The following is a 17,303-nucleotide window of genomic DNA, read 5'->3' as shown; positions in this document are numbered from 1 at the left end:
AGGTTCTGGGGACGACGGCTGTGGACGTCTCCGGCGCTGTCCACAGCGCTGGGGAGAAAACCGGTGGATTACCGGTGGACAACCGGTGGACAGCCGTGGAAAACCCGGCGGCCGGCGAGGGCTGTGGACCGGGACACGAGTTTTACCCCTGGTTCTCCACAGCCAAACCACCGGTGGATAACGTGTCTGACCTGCGCGGACGGCGGTTCTCCACAGTTTGCACAGGTGCGATGAAGACGATGAGTTATCTCTTCTAAACAACAAAAACCAATCATCACCGTTGGACTTCCTGTGGATCGGGCCGGAGCACTGCCGCCGGCAGTCGCCCGGGGCACCTGGATCCACGGGGTCGGGCGCACAGCCGATGCCCCAGCGCCTTAAGGTGCGATGGGTACCCGCACGGTCGGGCGGGACGGGTGGCAGCGGTCGGCATGAGAGAGTTGTCGCTGACGTCGACGCGGAGGCATTGATGAAGTTCCGAGTGGAGCGCGACGCGCTCGCCGAGGCGGTCGCGTGGACCGCCAAGAGCCTGCCCAACCGACCCTCCGTACCGGTGCTGGCCGGGGTGATGCTCCGCGTCACCGACGGCAACCTGCAGGTCTCCGGCTTCGACTACGAGGTCTCCAGCCAGGTGACGGTCGAGGTGCAGGGTGACGCGGACGGCGCCGCCCTGGTCTCCGGCCGCCTGCTCGCCGAGATCACCAAGGCCCTGCCGGCCAAGCCGGTGGACATCGCCGCCGTCGGCGCCCACCTCGAACTGGTCTGCGGCAGCGCCCGGTTCACGCTGCCCACCATGCCGGTGGAGGACTACCCGACGCTGCCGGAGATGCCGGAGAGCGCCGGCACCGTCGACGCCGCCGCCTTCGCCTCCGCCGTGGCCCAGGTGGCTGTGGCCGCCGGCCGCGACGAGACGCTGCCGATGATGACCGGTGTACGGATCGAGCTGAGCGGCAGCACGATGGCCATGCTGGCGACCGACCGTTACCGCCTCGCGCTGCGCGAGATGGAGTGGAACCCGGACGACCCGGAGATCAGCCTCAACGCGCTGGTGCCGGCCCGTACGCTGCACGACACCGCGAAGGCGCTCGGCCCGCTCGGCGGCCACGTCACCATGGCGCTGTCCTCCGGCGGTGCCGGTGAGGGCATGATCGGTTTCTCCGGTGGCACCCGCCGGACCACCAGCCGGCTGCTCGACGGCGCCAACTACCCGCCGGTGCGCTCGCTGTTCCCGGCCGACCACAACGCCGAGGCCCGCGTCGCCGTCGCCTCGCTCATCGAGGTGGTCAAGCGCGTCGCGCTGGTCGCCGAGCGCACCACGCCGGTGCTGCTCAGCTTCAGCGCCGACGGTCTCGTGGTCGAGGCGGGCGGCACCGAGGAGGCCCGGGCCAGCGAGGCCATGGATGCCACCTTCAGCGGCGAGCCGCTGACCATCGGGTTCAACCCGCAGTACCTCATCGACGGTCTGGCCAACCTGGGCGCGCAGCACGCCCTGCTCCGGTTCGTCGACGCGTTCAAGCCCGCGGTCATCTCCCCGGCAGGCGAGGACGGCGAGGTCATCCCGGGGTACCGGTACCTCATCATGCCGATCCGCGTGTCCCGCTGATCGCAGCAGCACGACCCTGACGTACGGAGGTAGGAGCAGATGCAGCTCGGCCTGGTAGGACTCGGCCGCATGGGCGGCAACATGCGGGAGCGGTTGCGCGCCGCCGGGCACGAGGTGGTCGGGTACGACCACAACCCGGAGATCAGCGACGCCGCGAGCCTGGCCGAGCTTGCCGAGAAGCTCCAGTCGCCCCGCGCGGTGTGGGTCATGGTCCCCGCCGGCGTCACCGACGCCACCATCGACGAGCTCGCCGGTGTGCTCGGCGAGGGCGACATCATCATCGACGGCGGCAACTCCCGGTTCAGCGACGACGCCCCGCGCGCCGAGCGGCTGAACGAGCAGGGCATCGGCTACATCGACGTCGGCGTGTCCGGCGGCGTCTGGGGCCGGCAGAACGGGTACGCGCTGATGGTCGGCGGCGCGCAGGAGCACGTCGAGCGGCTGATGCCGATCTTCGAGTCGCTCAAGCCCGAGGGCGAGTTCGGCTTCGTGCACGCCGGCCCGGTCGGCGCCGGCCACTACGCCAAGATGGTGCACAACGGCATCGAGTACGGCCTGATGCACGCGTACGCCGAGGGCTACGAGCTGCTGGCGGCCTCGGAGCTGGTGACGAACGTGCCCGGCGTGTTCAAGTCGTGGCGCGAGGGCACCGTCGTGCGCTCCTGGCTGCTCGACCTGCTGGACCGGGCACTCGACGAGGACCCGGAGCTGGCCGAGCTGAGCGGCTACACGGAGGACACCGGCGAGGGCCGCTGGACCGTGGACGAGGCGGTCCGGCTCGCCGTACCGCTCAACGTCATCACCGCGTCGCTGTTCGCCCGGTTCGCCTCCCGGCAGGACGACTCGCCCGCGATGAAGGCCGTCGCCGCGCTGCGCCAGCAGTTCGGCGGCCACGCCGTCCACAAGCGCTGACCGGTATCCACAGGCTGTGTACGTTCGCCGGCTAGAACTGGTCGATTTCCGCTCGTACGAGCGCGTCGGCGTCGACCTGGACCCGGGGCCGAACGTGCTCGTCGGCGCGAACGGCGTCGGCAAGACCAACCTGGTCGAGGCGCTGGGCTACGTGGCGACCCTGGACTCGCACCGGGTCGCCACCGACGCCCCGCTGGTGCGGATGGGCGCCGCGTCGGCGGTGATCCGCTGCGCCGTGGTGCATGAGGGCCGGGAGCTGCTGGTCGAGCTGGAGATCGTGCCGGGCAAGGCCAACCGGGCCCGGCTCGGCCGGTCTCCGGCCCGACGTGCCCGGGACGTGCTCGGCGCGCTGCGCCTGGTGTTGTTCGCGCCGGAGGACCTGGAACTGGTCCGCGGCGATCCGGCCGAACGCCGCCGCTACCTGGACGACCTGCTGGTCACCCGCCAGCCCCGCTACGCCGGGGTCCGCGCCGACTACGAGCGGGTGGTCAAGCAACGCAACGCGCTGCTGCGTACGTCGTACCTCGCTCGGAAGACCGGTGGCCCGCGCGGCGGTGACCTGTCGACGCTGGCCGTGTGGGACGCGCATCTGGCGCAGCACGGCGCGGACCTGCTCGCCGGTCGGCTGGAGCTGGTGGCCGCGCTGACCCCGCACGTGGCGAAGGCGTACGACGCGGTGGCGGCCGGCCGCGGCGCGGCGGGCATCGCGTACCGGCCCTCGGTGGAGCTGCCCGAACCCGGCGCGGACCGCGCGGCGCTGGCGGAGGCGCTCGCCGCCGCGCTCACCGCGAACCGGGCCGCCGAGATCGAGCGCGGCACCACGCTCGTCGGCCCGCACCGCGACGACCTGGCGCTGACGCTCGGCCCGCTGCCCGCGAAGGGGTACGCGAGCCACGGCGAGTCCTGGTCGTACGCGCTGGCGTTGCGGCTGGCCGGGTACGACCTGCTGCGCGCCGACGGGATCGAGCCGGTGCTGGTGCTGGACGACGTCTTCGCCGAACTGGACACCGGCCGGCGGGAGCGGCTGGCCGAGCTGGTCGGCGGTGCGAGCCAGCTCCTGGTCACCTGCGCGGTGGACGACGACGTGCCGGCGACGCTGCGCGGCACCCGGTACGCGGTGGGCGAGGGGACGGTGCGGCGTGCCTGATGACGAGGTGCAGCTCCCGCCCGCACGGCTCGGGCCGGGACGCGACGCGCGTACCCCGGAAAAGCCCGCGGGCGGTGAGCCGGCCGCGAACCTGCCGGAGGGCTCGACCGGGCCGGAACTGGCCCGGGCGGTGCTCGACGCGGCGAAGGCCCGGCGGCAGGCGGCGGCCCCGCGACGGCGCGGCGCGGTCCGCGGCGACGGCGAGAAGCGGCTGCGCGGCTACTCCGGCCCGGGTCCGGACCCGCGCGACCCGCAGCCGCTCGGCGCGGTGCTGGACAAGCTGATGAAGGCGCGGGGCTGGCAGAAGCCGGCGGCCGAGGCGACGGTGTTCGGCGCGTGGGAGAAGGTGGTCGGCCCGGAGGTCGCGCAGCACAGCCGCCCGGTCAAGCTGGAGGACGGCGAGCTGACGGTGGAGGCGCGTTCGACGGCGTGGGCGACCCAGTTGCGCCTGCTGGCGGGCTCGCTGTTGCAGCAGATCGCCCGCGAGGTGGGCCACAACGTGGTGCGCAAGCTGCACATCCACGGGCCGGCGGCGCCGTCGTGGTCGCGCGGCCCCCGACGGGTACGCGGGCGCGGCCCCCGCGACACCTACGGCTGACCGACGCCCCCCGAGCGCCGCGCCTCACGCCTGGCGCGCTTGAGTTCGCGCTGCTCACGGCTCCACTGCTTGCGGCGCTCCAGGTCTTCCTTCCACGCGTCGCGGGCCAGCTTCGAGCCGCCCTGCACCGCGCCCTGCACCTGGGACGGGCCGGCGAGGTTGCGGAACACCCAGCCCAACAGGCGGCCACCCTTGCCGGAGGCGTCGCCCACCTGCTCGTCGTCGCTCATTCCGCCGCCTCCCTGTTTTGTGTGCAAACCATTGGTACACCAATCATTGCTACGATCGCAACGACGACGAGGAGGACGCCGGTGACCGACGGCATCGAGGAGGACCCCCTGGCGCTGGAGCAGCAGGTCTGCTTCGCACTCTCCGTCGCCGCCCGGAGTGTCGTCGCGGTCTACCGGCCACTGCTGGAGCCGATGGGGCTCACCCACCCGCAATACCTGGTCATGCTGGCGCTCTGGCAGCACGCGCCGCTGTCCGGGCGGGATCTGAGCCGGCTGCTCCAGCTCGACCCGGGCACGCTGTCACCGCTGCTCAAGCGGCTGGAGGCGGCCGGCTACATCAGGCGGGAACGGGACGCCGCCGACGAGCGCAGCCTGGCCGTCTCGCTCACCGCCGAAGGGCAGGCGCTGCGGGCGCAGGCCGAGCGGATCCCGCCGGCCATCGTGCAGCGCCTCGGCCTGCCGCTGGCCGACCTGCGGCACCTGCACACAGCGCTGACCGAGGTGATCGCGGCCGCCAACCGGGCCACGTCTTCTCCCGGCGCTGCGGCGCCCGGTCAGGCGTCGGCGTAGACCGCGAAACCCCGCTCCGCGCAGCGCCGGTAGAAGGCCGCCAGCACGCTCAGCTCGGCGCAGGTGAAGTTCCACTGCGGCGGGTCGCCGCTGTCGTCCCGCAGCCGGTCGAGGCGGCTGTCCAGCCAGCGGAGCTGCTGCTCGGCCAGCCGGCCGTCACCGAGTAGCGCGCGCAGCACCTCGCTCACCGACTCGAACGTGACCGGCTCGCCGTACGGCCGGTGCCGGGCGACGAACTTCTCCACGCCCTCGGCGATCCAGGAGCAGCCGTCCGGGTCGATCACCGGGTCCTCGTCCTCGACCGCGTTCTCCGTGGCGTAGAGCACATTCTCCAGCCCGAGGATCAGGTCGACCAATTCGGTGTACGCGGTCGCGCGTACCGTGCCGGTCTTCGCGATCAGCTCGGCGAGCGCCGCGGTCGGCGCGGAGATCGGCATGTCCACGATCTCGCCGAAGTCCACGAACTCAGCCGGCGCGACCGGGTCGTAGAAGCGGCCGGTCCGCGGCCAGTGCACCGCGACGTTGTCCAGCCCCATCTGGCGTCACCTCTCACCAAGCGTTTTCGGACCATCTCCGACGATCGTCCCGGTTCCGGGCGCAAAAGATCAAGACCGCAACGGCGGCGCCGCAAAAGCTACGGCACGCCGGGCCCGGCCGCGACCCCCGGTCGGGGCACCCGCCGATCACCGGTCGGATGATCGTCACGGCTCACGCGGGCCGGTGGCGCGGTACCGGCCCGTTGGCGTGTAGGGGGAGTCGTGGGCGACGCGGTTCGTCCGGCTACGGCATTCTCAGCCGCCCCGGAGAGGGTGCCGAGTGGCGGTTTGGTCGGCTCCGCACAGTAAGATTGAGGGCGAGACGAAAGACCCGAGACGGAGCGACGGACAGGGGCCCGCATGAGCCCTCGATCATAGTCCCGTATCAGGTCCGAGCCGATCGCGATCCGCGGGCAACCGCGGCGCCCGGCGCACATGATCCGAGCCTGGCGACCCCAGGGGCGGACCATGCGCGCCGACGTCGCGTCCTGTCCGCCGAACCCGCGCCCCCGCGCCCATGCGCGGCCGGTGCGAGAAAGTGGCCGAGCGTGGCAGCGGAGGACAACAAGAAGTACGGTGCCGAGTCGATCACCGTGCTCGAGGGCCTGGAAGCGGTCCGGAAGCGGCCCGGTATGTACATCGGGTCCACCGGCGAGCGCGGTCTGCACCACCTGGTGTGGGAGGTCGTCGACAACGCGGTGGACGAGGCGCTGGCCGGGCACTGCGACACCATCGACGTGGTGCTGCTGGCCGACGGCGGTGTCCGGGTGACCGACAACGGCCGTGGCTTCCCGGTCGACCTGCACCCCAAGCTGAAGAAGCCGGGTGTCGAGGTCGCCCTGACCGTGCTGCACGCGGGCGGCAAGTTCGACGGCAAGGCGTACGCCGTCTCCGGCGGCCTGCACGGCGTCGGCGTCTCCGTGGTGAACGCGCTGTCCACCCGGATGGCCGTGGAGATCCACAAGGACGGCTTCGTCTGGCGTCAGCAGTACCACCACTCCAAGCCGACGCCGCTGGAGAAGGGTGAGGAGACCGACCGCACCGGCTCGGCCGTCTCCTTCTGGCCCGACCCGGACGTCTTCGAGACAGTCGACTTCGACTTCCACACCATCTACCGGCGCCTCCAGGAGATGGCCTTCCTGACCCGGGGTCTCACCATCCACCTGCTCGACGAGCGGGTCCCGGAGGACGAGGACGGTAAGACCCGCGAGGTCACCTTCCACTACGAGGGCGGCATCGCCGACTTCGTCCGGCACCTCAACGCCTCCAAGAGCCCGATCCACAAGACGGTGGTCGAGTTCGGGGCCGAGGAGACGGGCATGTCGGTCGAGATCGCCATGCAGTGGAACGAGTCGTACGGCGAGTCGGTCTACACCTTCGCCAACAACATCAACACCCACGAGGGCGGCACCCACGAGGAGGGCTTCCGGGCCGCGCTGACGAGCGTCGTCAACCGCTACGGCGCCGAGAAGAAGCTGCTCAAGGGCGACGAGCGCCTCTCGGGTGAGGACATCCGCGAGGGTCTGGCCGCGATCATCTCGGTCAAGCTCACCGACCCGCAGTTCGAGGGTCAGACCAAGACCAAGCTGGGCAACACCCCGGTCAAGGGCTTCGTGCAGCGGGTCTGCAACGAGTCGCTCGTCGACTGGTTCGACCGCAACCCGGCCGAGGCGAAGATCATCATCCAGAAGGCGTCCCAGGCGGCGCGGGCCCGGATCGCCGCCCAGCAGGCGCGCAAGCTCGCCCGGCGCAAGTCGCTGCTGGAGTCCGGCTCGATGCCCGGCAAGCTGGCCGACTGCCAGTCCACCGACCCGCGCGAGTCCGAGGTCTTCATCGTCGAGGGCGACTCGGCCGGCGGCTCGGCCAAGCAGGGCCGCGACCCGCGCGTCCAGGCGATCCTGCCGATCCGCGGCAAGATCCTCAACGTGGAGAAGGCCCGGATCGACCGGGTGCTGAAGAACAACGAGGTGCAGGCGCTGATCACCGCGCTCGGCACCGGCATCCACGACGACTTCGACATCGAGAAGCTGCGCTACCACAAGATCGTGCTGATGGCCGACGCCGACGTCGACGGCCAGCACATCCAGACGCTGCTGCTCACCCTGCTGTTCCGCTTCATGCGGCCGCTGGTCGAGCTGGGCCACGTCTACCTGGCCGCGCCGCCGCTCTACAAGATCAAGTGGAACAAGAAGGGCGACGACGCCCAGTACGCGTACTCGGACCGCGAGCGCGACGGGCTGATCGCCCTGCGCCAGCAGAAGAAGCCCAACGCCCGCCCGGACGACATCCAGCGGTTCAAGGGTCTCGGCGAGATGAACTACCCCGAGCTGTGGGAGACCACGATGAACCCGGCCACGCGTACGCTGCGCCAGGTCACGCTCGACGACGCCGCAACCGCGGACGAGCTGTTCAGCGTCCTGATGGGCGAGGACGTCGAGGCCCGCCGGTCGTTCATCCAGCGCAACGCCAAGGACGTGCGGTTCCTGGACATCTGACGGACCCACCCGGGCCGGCCGGACATCCACCGGCCGGCCCGGGAGTCCACAGAGTTATCCACAGCCTGAACGCTTTCCACAGCCGTTATCCACAGCGAGACCACGACTGAAGAGTCTGATAAGGGTTAACAGTGACCGATACTCCCGAGTCCACCCCGAACGAGCCGGAGACCCCGGAGACACTGGCCGCGGTCGTCCAGCACGACCGGATCGAGCCGGTCGGCCTCGAGGTCGAGATGCAGCGCTCGTACCTCGACTACGCGATGAGCGTCATCGTCGGGCGGGCCCTGCCGGACGTCCGGGACGGGCTCAAGCCGGTCCACCGCAAGATCCTCTACGCCATGTTCGATTCCGGCTACCGGCCGGACCGCGGGTACGTGAAGTGCTCCCGCGTCGTCGGTGACGTGATGGGCCAGTTCCACCCGCACGGCGACTCGGCCATCTACGACGCGCTGGTCCGGATGGCGCAGCCGTGGTCGCTGCGCTACCCGCTGGTCGACGGCAACGGCAACTTCGGTTCGCCGGGTAATGATCCGGCTGCGGCCATGAGATATACAGAATGCAAGCTCGACCCGCTGGCGATGGAGATGCTGCGGGACATCGACGAGGACACCGTCGACCTGCAGGACAACTACGACGGCCGGGCCAAGGAGCCCACCATCCTGCCGTCGCGTATCCCGAACCTGCTGATCAACGGCTCCGAGGGCATCGCGGTCGGCATGGCCACCAAGATCCCGCCGCACAACCTGCGCGAGATCGGCGCGGCGGTGCAGTGGTGCCTGGAGCACCCGGAGGCCGACGAGGCCACCACGCTGGAAGCCCTGCTGGAGATCGTCAAGGGCCCGGACTTCCCGACCCACGGCCTGATCGTCGGCCAGGCGGGCATCCAGGACGCGTACCGGACCGGGCGCGGCTCGATCCGGATGCGCGCCGTGGTCGAGGTCGAGGAGGACAAGCGGGGCCGGCCGGCGCTCGTGGTCAGCGAGCTGCCGTACCAGGTCAACCCGGACAACCTCGCCGAGCGCATCGCCGAGCTGATCAAGGAGGGCAAGCTCGCCGGCATCGCCGACATCCGCGACGAGTCCTCCGGGCGTACCGGCATGCGGATCGTGCTCGTGCTCAAGCGCGACGCGGTCGCCAAGGTGGTGCTGAACAACCTCTACAAGCACACCCAGCTCCAGGAGACGTTCGGCGCCAACATGCTGGCGCTCGTCGACGGCGTGCCGCGCACGCTCAACCTGGCCCAGTTCATCCGCTACTACGTCGAGCACCAGATCGAGGTGATCCGGCGGCGGACCGCGTTCCGGCTGCGCAAGGCCGAGGAGCGGGCACACATCCTGCGCGGTCTGTCCAAGGCGCTGGACGCGCTGGACGAGGTGATCGCCCTGATCCGGCGCTCGCCCACCGTCGAGGACGCCCGGCAGGGCCTGATCCGGCTGCTGGACATCGACGAGGTCCAGGCGACCGCGATCCTGGACATGCAGCTGCGCCGGCTGGCCGCCCTGGAGCGGCAGCGCATCCTGGACGACCTGGCGAAGCTCGAAGTGGAGATCGCCGACCTCAAGGACATCCTGGCCAAGCCGGAGCGGCAGCGGCGGATCGTCTCGGAGGAGCTGGGCGAGATCGTCGCGAAGTGGGGCGACGACCGGCGTACGAAGATCGTCCCGTTCGACGGCGAGGTCTCGATGGAGGATCTCATCGCCCGCGAGGACGTGGTGGTGACGATCACGCGCACCGGGTACGCCAAGCGGACCAAGGTCGATCTCTACCGGTCGCAGCGGCGCGGCGGGAAGGGCGTCAGCGGGGCGACGCTCCGCCAGGACGACATTGTCAGCCACTTCTTCGTATGCTCTACCCACGACTGGATCCTGTTCTTCACGAACAAGGGTCGGGTCTACCGGGCGAAGGCGTACGAGCTTCCCGAGGCCAGTAGGGTGGCCAAGGGCCAGCACGTGGCCAACCTGCTCGCGTTCCAGCCCGACGAGCAGATCGCGCAGATCATTGAAATCCCGAACTACCAGGTGGCCCCCTACCTGGTACTGGCCACGAAGAACGGCCTGGTGAAGAAGACGCGGCTCGAGGAGTTCGACTCCAACCGTTCCGGCGGCATCATCGCGGTCAACCTGCGCGATGAGGACGAACTGGTCGGTGCGGTCCTGGTCGCTCCGGAGGACGACCTGCTGCTCGTGTCGAAGAACGCCCAGGCGATCCGCTTCAACGCCACCGACGAGGCGCTGCGCCCGATGGGCCGGGCGACTTCCGGGGTGATCGGCATGCGCTTCAGCGGCGAGGACGAGTTGCTCGCGGTCGAGGTGGTGCGAGAGGGTCTGGACGTTCTGGTCGCGACGAACGGGGGTTACGCGAAACGTACCCCGATCGAGGAATACCCGGTGCAGGGCCGGGGAGGTAAGGGCGTGCTGACCGCGAAGATCACCGAGCGACGCGGTGGCCTGGTCGGCGCGGTCGTGATCGATCCGGAGGACGAGCTGTTCGCCATCACGAGCAACGGCGGCGTCATCCGGACTCCGGTGAAGCCTGTACGCCGTACGCGTGACCGGAACACAATGGGGGTCAAGCTGATGGACCTCCCGGACGGCGTGACTATCGTGGCGATTGCTCGCAATGCCGACGAGCCTGACGAACAGGACTAGTTGATGACGGAGACACAGGCGAAGTCGGGGAACAAGGGGACCTCGGCCACTCCGGTCGACGAGGAGGCCGCGCAGGGCGGCACACCAGCGACCGGCCGCGCGGCTGTGGGCCGGGCCACGGTTCCCGCCGACGCGCCTGCCCCGAAGTTCACCCGGGCTCCCGGCATGACCCCGCCTCCGGACAAACCGGCCGAGGACTCCGGTTCGCGGGACTCGGCCGAGACCAAGGTCGACGCGCCGACGTCGGCCGACGGTCTGGCCGCCCCGGCCGGCAAGCCCACGAACGCCACGAGCACCCAGCCGATCAAGGCGCCGTCGGCCGCCGGCCGGGCTTCCACCGGTACGACCGGCACGCAGCCGCGGATCGGCGCCGGCCTGGGTACCGCCCCGAAGGCGTCGCCCGACGGCTCGCGCCCGGGCGGCGCCGCGAACGCCCAGTCCCGGCCCGCGAACGGCGGCGGCCTGCCGCCGGGCATCAGCGGCGCGGCGGCAGTCGGCGCCGCGCGCGTGGGTGAGGCGGTACGCGCCGCGCGTACCTCGGTCAGCTCGGCCGCGTCGCGCGGACCGCGACGGGCCCGGCTGAACCTGAAGCGGATCGACCCGTGGTCGGTGATGAAGTTCGCCTTCGCGGTGTCCGTGGTGCTCTTCATCGTGGTCGTCGTGGCGACGTCGGTGCTCTACCTGGCGCTCGACGCGATGGGTGTGTTCAAGAGCGTCAACGACAGCCTGACCGACCTGGTGAACGCCGGTGGCGGCCAGGGCGGCGGTGGCTTCCGGATCACCGCCAAGGGCGTGATCCTGACGTCGTCGCTGATCGGCCTGGTGAACGTCGTGCTGTTCACCGCGCTGGCGACGCTCAGCGCGTTCGTCTACAACGTCTGCGCCGACCTGGTCGGCGGCATCGAGCTGACGCTCGCCGAGCGGGACTGATCGACCGGCGCCGGGGCACCGCGTAAAGCGGTCGCCCCGGCGTCGTACGTCCGGGTAGGTTCGAGATGGCGCGGGCGCTTCCACTACGTACCCCCGATTTGGGCGCGGTGGAGGCGATGGGTTAACCTAGCTCGTCGCTACGCGGGGCTATAGCTCAGTCGGTTAGAGCGCAGAGCTGATAACTCTGAGGTCGCTGGTTCGATTCCAGCTAGCCCCACCGCACATCGTCCGACGACAGTCGAGCGCGAGGGGTCAAGCACATGTTCAAGAAGCTCCTGATCCTGGCCGGCATCGTCGGTGTGGCCGCCGTCGTGGCCAAGAAGGTCAAGGCCTCGAACGACGAGCGCGCCCTGTGGCACGAGGCGACCACGGCGCCCGACCTGCGCTGACGCCGTCACGGGGCCCTAGCTCAACTGGCAGAGCACTGCCTTTGCAAGGCAGGGGTTAGGGGTTCGAGTCCCCTGGGCTCCACCACATCACGTCGCCTGATCATCAGCGACTGTTTCGAGTACAGCCTGGACACTCGGCTTCCATCGCTCGGCGAAGGCTTCGGCGAACCGTTCATGATCTGATCGGCGTTGTATGCGTCCGACCTTTCGGCTGCGGTGTTGGAGCACGTGATGTCCGAGCTCGTGCAGCAGCACGTCGAATCGCATGAAGTCGCGCAACGATACGGCTTCCGATAGCGGTTGCTCGTACAGGAAGATCTCGCCTGGCACCCGGGTCCTGCCGTAGACGACGAATCCGGGCCGGAAGTCCTCGGTCTGCCGCAGCTCGACGGCGCGCAACCCGTACCACGCCCAGGGTCCGATGGCTTCCAGCACGTCGCGAACGTCTCGTCCGCCTGCCGGGTGCGCGAATCCGGGTCGCGGTGCGTGAACGTGGATCCGCACCCGGTCGAGCCGGGGCGCGCGCCGAAGCGCCTGGCGGGATCGGGGGTCCGTTCGGAGGCTTCGGCTCACAGCGCCATGGTCGGCGTACGGCACGACCGACGACAACGGATTTCTTCGTGGAGCAACTCGGTGAGACCGGCGGGGTAGAGCGGACTGCCGGCGTCGTCGCGTATCTCGCCGATGGCGCCCCGCTCGTAGAGGGACTGGTCGGTTGTCGGGGTCCGGGGGTGACTTACCGATCGGTACAGAACGTGATCCGGATTATGGACCCGCTCGTCGAGGCCGGCGGCGGTTCCGCGCGTCGGCGTCACGGTCCCTGCGCACCGCAGTCGATGACGGCGCCGGTCCGGGTTCGCCGAGCATCAGCGCGACAACCGCGGCGAGCAGCACGGCCGACCCGAGAACGGCGGTCACGGTGAGCCGTTCGTCCAGCAGCAGCACCGCGATGAGCGCCGCGGTCACCGGCTCGACGAGCGCGATGACCGACGCGGTGGTCGCCCGGACCGAGGCCAGACCGGCGAAGAACAGGGTGTACGCCACGGCGGTGGGCGCCACGGCGAGGAAGGCGAGCAGGCCCACCGTCCGGCGGGTGTCACCGGATGTGGACAGGATCCCTTCGAGCAGGGCCAGGGGCAGCAGGCAGATCATCCCGACGGCGAATCCGCCCAGGAGCGACGTCTGCCCGCCGCCGTCCCGGCCGAGCTTCCGGTTGAGCACGGTGACGGCTGCGTACCCGCCCGCGGACAGCAGCGCGCAGGCCAGGCCCAGCGCCGGTGCGGGGGCGCTGCCGGCGCTACCACCGCCCAGCAGCAGGACCAGACCGACGAGTGCTGTCGCGACGGCGACTCCGCCCGCCCGGCCGAGTCGCTCGCCGAGGGTCAGGCGGGAGCCGAGGGCGATGAGGATCGGCCCGGCGCCGAGGGTGACCATGGTGGCGACGGCCAGGCCGGCGTACCCCACTGCGGCGAAGTACGCCGTCTGGTAGACGGCCAGACCCACGCCCGTCGTCACGACCTGCCGCCACCGGTGGCGCGACGGAGCGTGGACGAAGCCGGACGGTCGCCGCAGTGTCAGGTGGCCGGCGGCGAGCAGCAGGACGCCGCCGGCGAACCGCCAGAACGAGACGGCGACCGGGCCCAATCCGCTGGTGTCGTAGAGGACGGCTGCCGCGGCGCCGCCGGTGCCCCAGGCGATCGCCGCCATGAGGATGTACAGGGTTCCTCGCCCCACGGTCGGGGGCACAATCGTGCGCACGTGATTTCTCCGTTGTCGTCGCCGCCCGGGCACCGCGAACGGACCCGGGCTCTGGGTGCGGGAGCCGGGTTCGGTGAACGGCGTCGTTACCGGGTGACCGGTGGCGGCGAGACAACGCGGAAGGTCATGTCCGCACCCTAGCCGCGCGCAGTCGATCGACCGTCTGCTTTATCGCCGCCACCCGGGTCGCGAGCGGTCCCGCCGGCACGTCGACGAGGTCGAACCCCGCCTCGCGGTACGTCAGTTCGTGGACCCGCTCGAAGACGAGCGACTCCTCGAAGCTGATCCGCCGGGCCGCGGTCGCCTCGACGAAGCCCTGATTCCGGACGAAGAAGACGGTCCGTTCCGCGGTCATGCCCGCGATCTCGTCGAGCAGGGCGGACGGCGGCGTCAACCCCAGGTGGCGGCACAACGCGAGCGTGCAGACCGGTGAGCGGTCGTGGAACACCACGTCGCCGCCGAACGTCTCGGCTCGGCGCCGACGCCTCCGCTGGAGATCCAGCACCCGCTCGGCGAAGTCCGGTTCACGCCACGGCTCGGGTCGCCCGAGCGCCTGACGCAGCGCGATCACGTCGGTCGCGGCCTCCTCCACGACGGGATGGCCGTCGATCTCCAGGTGGCGCAGGATCGCTGTCTTACCGGAGCCGGGAGCGCCGGTGAGGATGTATCCGGGCATGACGTCCTCCGATGGCGGGCAGCCCCTTGATAGGCAAGCCGCTACTTGCATATGGTGGGTGACGTGGGCGATCTTTACCAGGCGCTGGCCGATCCCACCCGCCGCCTGATCCTCGACGAGCTGACCGAGCGCGATGGTCAGACCCTGTTCGAGATCTGCGGCCGGCTGGCCACGAAGCACCAGGTCGGTTCGTCCCGGCAGGCGATCTCCCAGCACCTCGACGTCCTGGAGGCCGCCGGCCTGATCGTCACGCGGCGGCAGGGCCGCTACAAGTTCCACCACCTCGACACCCGGCCGCTGCGGTCCATCACCGAGCGATGGCTCAGGTCCGACGCACCCACCCAGGAGAACCCATGAGAATCAACCTCACCAGCGTGTACGTCGACGACCAGGACAAGGCCCTGCGCTTCTACACCGAGGTGCTGGGCTTCGTGAAGAAGACAGACGTGCCGACCGGGGAGTACCGCTGGCTGACAGTGGTCTCGCCGGACGCCCCGGACGGTGTCGAGCTGCTGCTGGAACCCGACGCGCACCCGGCCGCCAAGGCGTTCAAGGAGGCGCTCGCGGCCGACGGGATCCCGCTGACGCAGTTCGCGGTGGACGACGTGGCCGCCGAGCACGACCGGCTGCGGGGCCTCGGCGTGCTGTTCACCCAGGAGCCGGTCGACATGGGCCCGGTGATCACAGCGGTGTTCGACGACACCTGCGGCAACCTGATCCAGATCGCACAGTACCGGTAGCCGGGCGTTGACTCCGCGCGGAACCGCTGGACACGATCGGTCACCCTGGCGGCATGACGGTGTGGCGGCGCCCGTACTCGCTGGACCTGGCCACCTCCGACTCCATGGTCGTGGCGGGGCTGGCGGTCGGCTTCTTCGTGCTCATCGTGTTCGGGATCCGCAGCGGCAGTTTCCTGGAACGGGAGGCGGTGTTCCTCGGAGTGTGGAACGCCGGCGTCCTCGCCGTCGCGGTCCGCCGCGCGATGCTCGGCGTCTGGGTGAGCCCCGTCGGCGTACGCTCGCGCTCGCTGCTCCGCACGACCACAGTGCCGTGGGCGTCGGTCGTGGAGATCCACAGCGGTACGGCTTCGATAGCGGGTCTGGACATGGGACGCGACGCGATCGTCATCGAGCGGATCGACGGCGAGCCGGTGCAGACGCCGATCCAGTCCGGCGCCATCGTCCGGCCGTTCCGCCTGGAGCTGACCCGGCTGGTCACCTGGCCGGAGCACTACGACGAGATCCTCGCGACCCTGCGGGAGTGCCACCGCGACGCCCGGCCGGCGGAGCAGCGCGCGCCGGCGAGCCCGGCGCCGGATCCGGTCCGCGCCGACCGTCCGGATCCGCCGGAGCAGATTCGGCGACCCGCTCCGAGCGCCGCGCAGCGGCGTGACATCCACGCGTTGACCAGGCAGTACGAGCGTGGAGTGCTGACCGACGCCGAGTACGCGGCGGCGTTGGCGCGGCTGCGCGGTGACGAGTAGGCGTCAGCCGAGCCGGTCGAGCAGCTCGCGGCTGCGGCTCACCACCAGCGCTGTGGCCTCGGCGTCGTACGAGGGCAGCGAACTGTCGGTGAACAGGTGCCGGTCGCCGGGGTAGACGTACAGCTCGCCGCGTTCGGGACCGACGATCGACACCAGCTCGCGCGCGGCGTCCACGTCGCCTTCGAGCCCGAAGAACGGGTCCTGTTCCATGCCGTGCACCTGCACCGCCACCCCGTCGGGCCACGGGCCGATCGCCCATTCGCCGGTCACCGGCAGGCAGGCCTCGTAGAGCAGGGCGGCCCGGGCGCCGGCCCGGGTCTGGGCGAGCCGCTGGGCGATGGCGGCGCCCCAGGAGACGCCCGCGTAGACGAGGCCGGCGGCGACGTACGCGTCGGCGCGCTGGTCGAGGACGTCGCCGCCGATCCGCTTGATCAGCGCGGCGCCGTCGGAGATGGTGGCCGGCCGTTCGCCGTCGAAGAAGTCGGGGACGTGGACGGTGTGCCCGCCGGACCGGAGGGAGTCGGCGAGTGCGCGGACGCCGTCCGTGAGCCCTTGAATGTGGTGGAAGAGCACGATCTCGGCCATCACTACACTCCTGAGTTGTCAGACCAGAGTTATCGAACGAACCAGAATCTTAGAACGGTCGAGAAATGTCGGTCAATGAGCGAATCCCGGACTACGACCTCGACGACCTGCTCGTGGTCACCGCTCCGGAGCAGTTGCGCGCGCTCGCCGACCCGCTGCGGAGCACGCTGCTCGAACTGCTCCTGGAGCGTGCCGCCACCGTGAACGAGATGGCCCGCGCGGTCGACCGGCCGAAGAGCAGCGTGGCGTACCACGTGAACCAACTGGTGGACGCCGGTCTGCTGCGCGTGGTGCGGACCCGCCGCGTACGCGCCATCGAGGAGCGGTTCTACGGGCGGGTGGCCCGCACCTACTACGTCGGCGCGCTCAGCCGGGCCGAGGACAAGCAGGTGGTGTCCCGGATCAACGGGCTCGCCGAGGCGGCAGCCGAAGCGGCTGCCGCACACGCCGCCGACGAGCTGCGGTGCACCCTCGTGCACGCGCGCATCCCGATCGAGGACGTCCGCGAGTTCTGGGCGGAGGTGCAGGCGCTGGCCCGGCGGTTCGCGCAGATCCCCCGCGCCGGCGACCAGGTGTACGGCTTCGCCGCCGGCCTCTACCCCACCGACGCGCCCACGCTGCCGGACACGGACCCCGCCACCGACAGGCGCGACTGACGGCCCCGCCACGCGACGGCAGGGTCTTGCCGGTGCGGCGAACCGGGCAGGCTAGCGTCGGAAGCGTGAGCACCGGATCCCCGC

19 protein-coding genes and 2 tRNA genes are annotated in these 17,303 nt (G+C 70.4%); 15 read left to right on the top strand and 6 right to left on the bottom strand.

Translation table 11 applies throughout. The features are described 5' to 3' along the window. The first annotated feature begins 469 nt into the window (after nucleotides 1–469). From dnaN to OC439_RS08155, 4 genes are read left to right on the top strand one after another with little or no spacing between them, the layout of a single operon-like run. Nucleotides 470–1,603: a DNA polymerase III subunit beta gene (gene dnaN, locus OC439_RS08170; protein WP_262012905.1), complete on the top strand. Its 1,134-nt coding sequence runs from the start codon at nucleotides 470–472 to the stop codon at nucleotides 1,601–1,603. A 39-nt stretch (nucleotides 1,604–1,642) separates the two neighbouring features. Further along, nucleotides 1,643–2,515: a phosphogluconate dehydrogenase (NAD(+)-dependent, decarboxylating) gene (gene gnd, locus OC439_RS08165; RefSeq protein WP_013283213.1), complete on the top strand. Its 873-nt coding sequence runs from the start codon at nucleotides 1,643–1,645 to the stop codon at nucleotides 2,513–2,515. A 16-nt stretch (nucleotides 2,516–2,531) separates the two neighbouring features. Beyond that, a complete protein-coding gene (gene recF, locus OC439_RS08160) occupies nucleotides 2,532–3,662 on the top strand; it encodes a DNA replication/repair protein RecF (protein WP_262012904.1) in 1,131 nt (376 codons plus the stop codon). Beyond that, nucleotides 3,655–4,260 (top strand): DUF721 domain-containing protein, encoded by a 606-nt coding sequence (locus tag OC439_RS08155; RefSeq protein WP_410054899.1) that lies wholly within the window; start codon nucleotides 3,655–3,657, stop codon nucleotides 4,258–4,260. Before recF ends, OC439_RS08155 begins: the two co-directional genes overlap by 8 nt. Here OC439_RS08155 and OC439_RS08150 read toward each other — a convergent pair. Beyond that, nucleotides 4,251–4,490 (bottom strand): hypothetical protein, encoded by a 240-nt coding sequence (locus OC439_RS08150; RefSeq protein WP_013283216.1) that lies wholly within the window; start codon nucleotides 4,488–4,490, stop codon nucleotides 4,251–4,253. The genes OC439_RS08155 and OC439_RS08150 overlap by 10 nt on opposite strands. Before the next feature lie 81 nt (nucleotides 4,491–4,571). Here OC439_RS08150 and OC439_RS08145 point away from each other — a divergent pair, with 81 nt between their 5' ends. Next, nucleotides 4,572–5,060, top strand: a complete 489-nt coding sequence (locus OC439_RS08145) for a MarR family winged helix-turn-helix transcriptional regulator (RefSeq protein WP_262012903.1) — start codon at nucleotides 4,572–4,574, stop codon at nucleotides 5,058–5,060. Here the strand turns inward: OC439_RS08145 and OC439_RS08140 are convergent. Then, nucleotides 5,045–5,596, bottom strand: coding sequence for a hypothetical protein (locus OC439_RS08140; protein ID WP_262012902.1), 552 nt, complete (start codon nucleotides 5,594–5,596; stop codon nucleotides 5,045–5,047). The genes OC439_RS08145 and OC439_RS08140 overlap by 16 nt on opposite strands. A 548-nt stretch (nucleotides 5,597–6,144) precedes the next feature. Between OC439_RS08140 and gyrB the strand changes: the two genes are divergently transcribed. The 6 genes from gyrB (at nucleotide 6,145) to OC439_RS08110 (ending at nucleotide 12,146) form a co-directional block, all read left to right on the top strand. Next, on the top strand, nucleotides 6,145–8,091 hold the full coding sequence (gyrB, locus tag OC439_RS08135) for a DNA topoisomerase (ATP-hydrolyzing) subunit B (protein WP_135242602.1): 1,947 nt from the start codon (nucleotides 6,145–6,147) through the stop codon (nucleotides 8,089–8,091). A gap of 131 nt (nucleotides 8,092–8,222) precedes the next feature. Further along, complete coding sequence (gene gyrA, locus OC439_RS08130) at nucleotides 8,223–10,742, top strand: DNA gyrase subunit A (protein ID WP_262012901.1); 2,520 nt, start codon at nucleotides 8,223–8,225, stop codon at nucleotides 10,740–10,742. Nucleotides 10,743–10,745: 3 nt separating this feature from the next. Beyond that, nucleotides 10,746–11,672 carry a DUF3566 domain-containing protein gene (locus OC439_RS08125; RefSeq protein WP_262012900.1) on the top strand — a complete coding sequence of 309 codons (927 nt, stop codon included), beginning with the start codon at nucleotides 10,746–10,748 and terminating at the stop codon, nucleotides 11,670–11,672. Nucleotides 11,673–11,815: 143 nt separating this feature from the next. Further along, nucleotides 11,816–11,889 (top strand) — tRNA-Ile (locus OC439_RS08120). A gap of 43 nt (nucleotides 11,890–11,932) precedes the next feature. Continuing rightward, on the top strand, nucleotides 11,933–12,061 hold the full coding sequence (locus OC439_RS08115; protein ID WP_013283222.1) for a DLW-39 family protein: 129 nt from the start codon (nucleotides 11,933–11,935) through the stop codon (nucleotides 12,059–12,061). A gap of 9 nt (nucleotides 12,062–12,070) precedes the next feature. Then, nucleotides 12,071–12,146: transfer RNA gene (locus tag OC439_RS08110), tRNA-Ala, on the top strand. Between the two features lie 2 nt (nucleotides 12,147–12,148). Here OC439_RS08110 and OC439_RS08105 read toward each other — a convergent pair. The 3 genes from OC439_RS08105 to OC439_RS08095 all read right to left on the bottom strand — a co-directional run bounded on the left by OC439_RS08105 (nucleotide 12,149) and on the right by OC439_RS08095 (nucleotide 14,495). Continuing rightward, entirely contained in the window at nucleotides 12,149–12,496 is a 348-nt protein-coding gene (locus OC439_RS08105) for an ImmA/IrrE family metallo-endopeptidase (protein ID WP_262012899.1), read from the bottom strand. 330 nt (nucleotides 12,497–12,826) lie between these two features. After that, a complete protein-coding gene (locus tag OC439_RS08100) occupies nucleotides 12,827–13,819 on the bottom strand; it encodes a DMT family transporter (RefSeq protein WP_262012898.1) in 993 nt (330 codons plus the stop codon). Nucleotides 13,820–13,943: 124 nt separating this feature from the next. Then, a complete protein-coding gene (locus OC439_RS08095; RefSeq protein WP_262012897.1) occupies nucleotides 13,944–14,495 on the bottom strand; it encodes an AAA family ATPase in 552 nt (183 codons plus the stop codon). A 51-nt stretch (nucleotides 14,496–14,546) separates the two neighbouring features. Here OC439_RS08095 and OC439_RS08090 point away from each other — a divergent pair, with 51 nt between their 5' ends. From OC439_RS08090 to OC439_RS08080, 3 genes are read left to right on the top strand one after another with little or no spacing between them, the layout of a single operon-like run. Continuing rightward, the gene (locus tag OC439_RS08090) at nucleotides 14,547–14,852 is read left to right on the top strand and encodes an ArsR/SmtB family transcription factor (RefSeq protein ID WP_013283242.1); all 306 of its coding nucleotides are present in this window, start codon (nucleotides 14,547–14,549) and stop codon (nucleotides 14,850–14,852) included. Next, on the top strand, nucleotides 14,849–15,235 hold the full coding sequence (locus OC439_RS08085; RefSeq protein ID WP_262012896.1) for a VOC family protein: 387 nt from the start codon (nucleotides 14,849–14,851) through the stop codon (nucleotides 15,233–15,235). Before OC439_RS08090 ends, OC439_RS08085 begins: the two co-directional genes overlap by 4 nt. 53 nt (nucleotides 15,236–15,288) lie before the next feature. Then, a complete protein-coding gene (locus tag OC439_RS08080; protein ID WP_262012895.1) occupies nucleotides 15,289–15,978 on the top strand; it encodes a PH domain-containing protein in 690 nt (229 codons plus the stop codon). 3 nt (nucleotides 15,979–15,981) lie between these two features. Here the strand turns inward: OC439_RS08080 and OC439_RS08075 are convergent, their stop codons facing one another. Next, the gene (locus OC439_RS08075) at nucleotides 15,982–16,563 is read right to left on the bottom strand and encodes a dienelactone hydrolase family protein (protein ID WP_262012894.1); all 582 of its coding nucleotides are present in this window, start codon (nucleotides 16,561–16,563) and stop codon (nucleotides 15,982–15,984) included. Nucleotides 16,564–16,628: 65 nt separating this feature from the next. On the opposite strand from OC439_RS08075, the gene OC439_RS08070 reads away from it, so the two are divergent. Further along, the gene (locus tag OC439_RS08070) at nucleotides 16,629–17,219 is read left to right on the top strand and encodes a winged helix-turn-helix domain-containing protein (protein ID WP_262012893.1); all 591 of its coding nucleotides are present in this window, start codon (nucleotides 16,629–16,631) and stop codon (nucleotides 17,217–17,219) included. The last annotated feature ends 84 nt before the right edge of the window (nucleotides 17,220–17,303 follow it).

This window comes from Micromonospora sp. Mcm103, from assembly GCF_024519755.1.
GTDB lineage: Bacteria > Actinomycetota > Actinomycetes > Mycobacteriales > Micromonosporaceae > Micromonospora > Micromonospora aurantiaca.
The sequence above is the reverse complement of the archived record's forward strand: the minus strand, read 5'-3'. Positions and strand labels throughout refer to the sequence as shown.

Excerpts from the sequence above, each read along its gene's own strand:
- dnaN (WP_262012905.1), top strand. The coding sequence starts at position 470 with ATGAAGTTCCGAGTGGAGCGCGACGCGCTCGCCGAGGCGGTCGCGTGG.
- gnd (WP_013283213.1), top strand. The coding sequence starts at position 1,643 with ATGCAGCTCGGCCTGGTAGGACTCGGCCGCATGGGCGGCAACATGCGG.
- OC439_RS08150 (WP_013283216.1), bottom strand. The coding sequence starts at position 4,490 with ATGAGCGACGACGAGCAGGTGGGCGACGCCTCCGGCAAGGGTGGCCGC.
- OC439_RS08140 (WP_262012902.1), bottom strand. The coding sequence starts at position 5,596 with ATGGGGCTGGACAACGTCGCGGTGCACTGGCCGCGGACCGGCCGCTTC.
- OC439_RS08125 (WP_262012900.1), top strand. The coding sequence starts at position 10,746 with ATGACGGAGACACAGGCGAAGTCGGGGAACAAGGGGACCTCGGCCACT.
- OC439_RS08115 (WP_013283222.1), top strand. The coding sequence starts at position 11,933 with ATGTTCAAGAAGCTCCTGATCCTGGCCGGCATCGTCGGTGTGGCCGCC.
- OC439_RS08095 (WP_262012897.1), bottom strand. The coding sequence starts at position 14,495 with ATGCCCGGATACATCCTCACCGGCGCTCCCGGCTCCGGTAAGACAGCG.
- OC439_RS08090 (WP_013283242.1), top strand. The coding sequence starts at position 14,547 with ATGGTGGGTGACGTGGGCGATCTTTACCAGGCGCTGGCCGATCCCACC.
- OC439_RS08085 (WP_262012896.1), top strand. The coding sequence starts at position 14,849 with ATGAGAATCAACCTCACCAGCGTGTACGTCGACGACCAGGACAAGGCC.
- OC439_RS08080 (WP_262012895.1), top strand. The coding sequence starts at position 15,289 with ATGACGGTGTGGCGGCGCCCGTACTCGCTGGACCTGGCCACCTCCGAC.
- OC439_RS08075 (WP_262012894.1), bottom strand. The coding sequence starts at position 16,563 with ATGGCCGAGATCGTGCTCTTCCACCACATTCAAGGGCTCACGGACGGC.
- OC439_RS08070 (WP_262012893.1), top strand. The coding sequence starts at position 16,629 with ATGTCGGTCAATGAGCGAATCCCGGACTACGACCTCGACGACCTGCTC.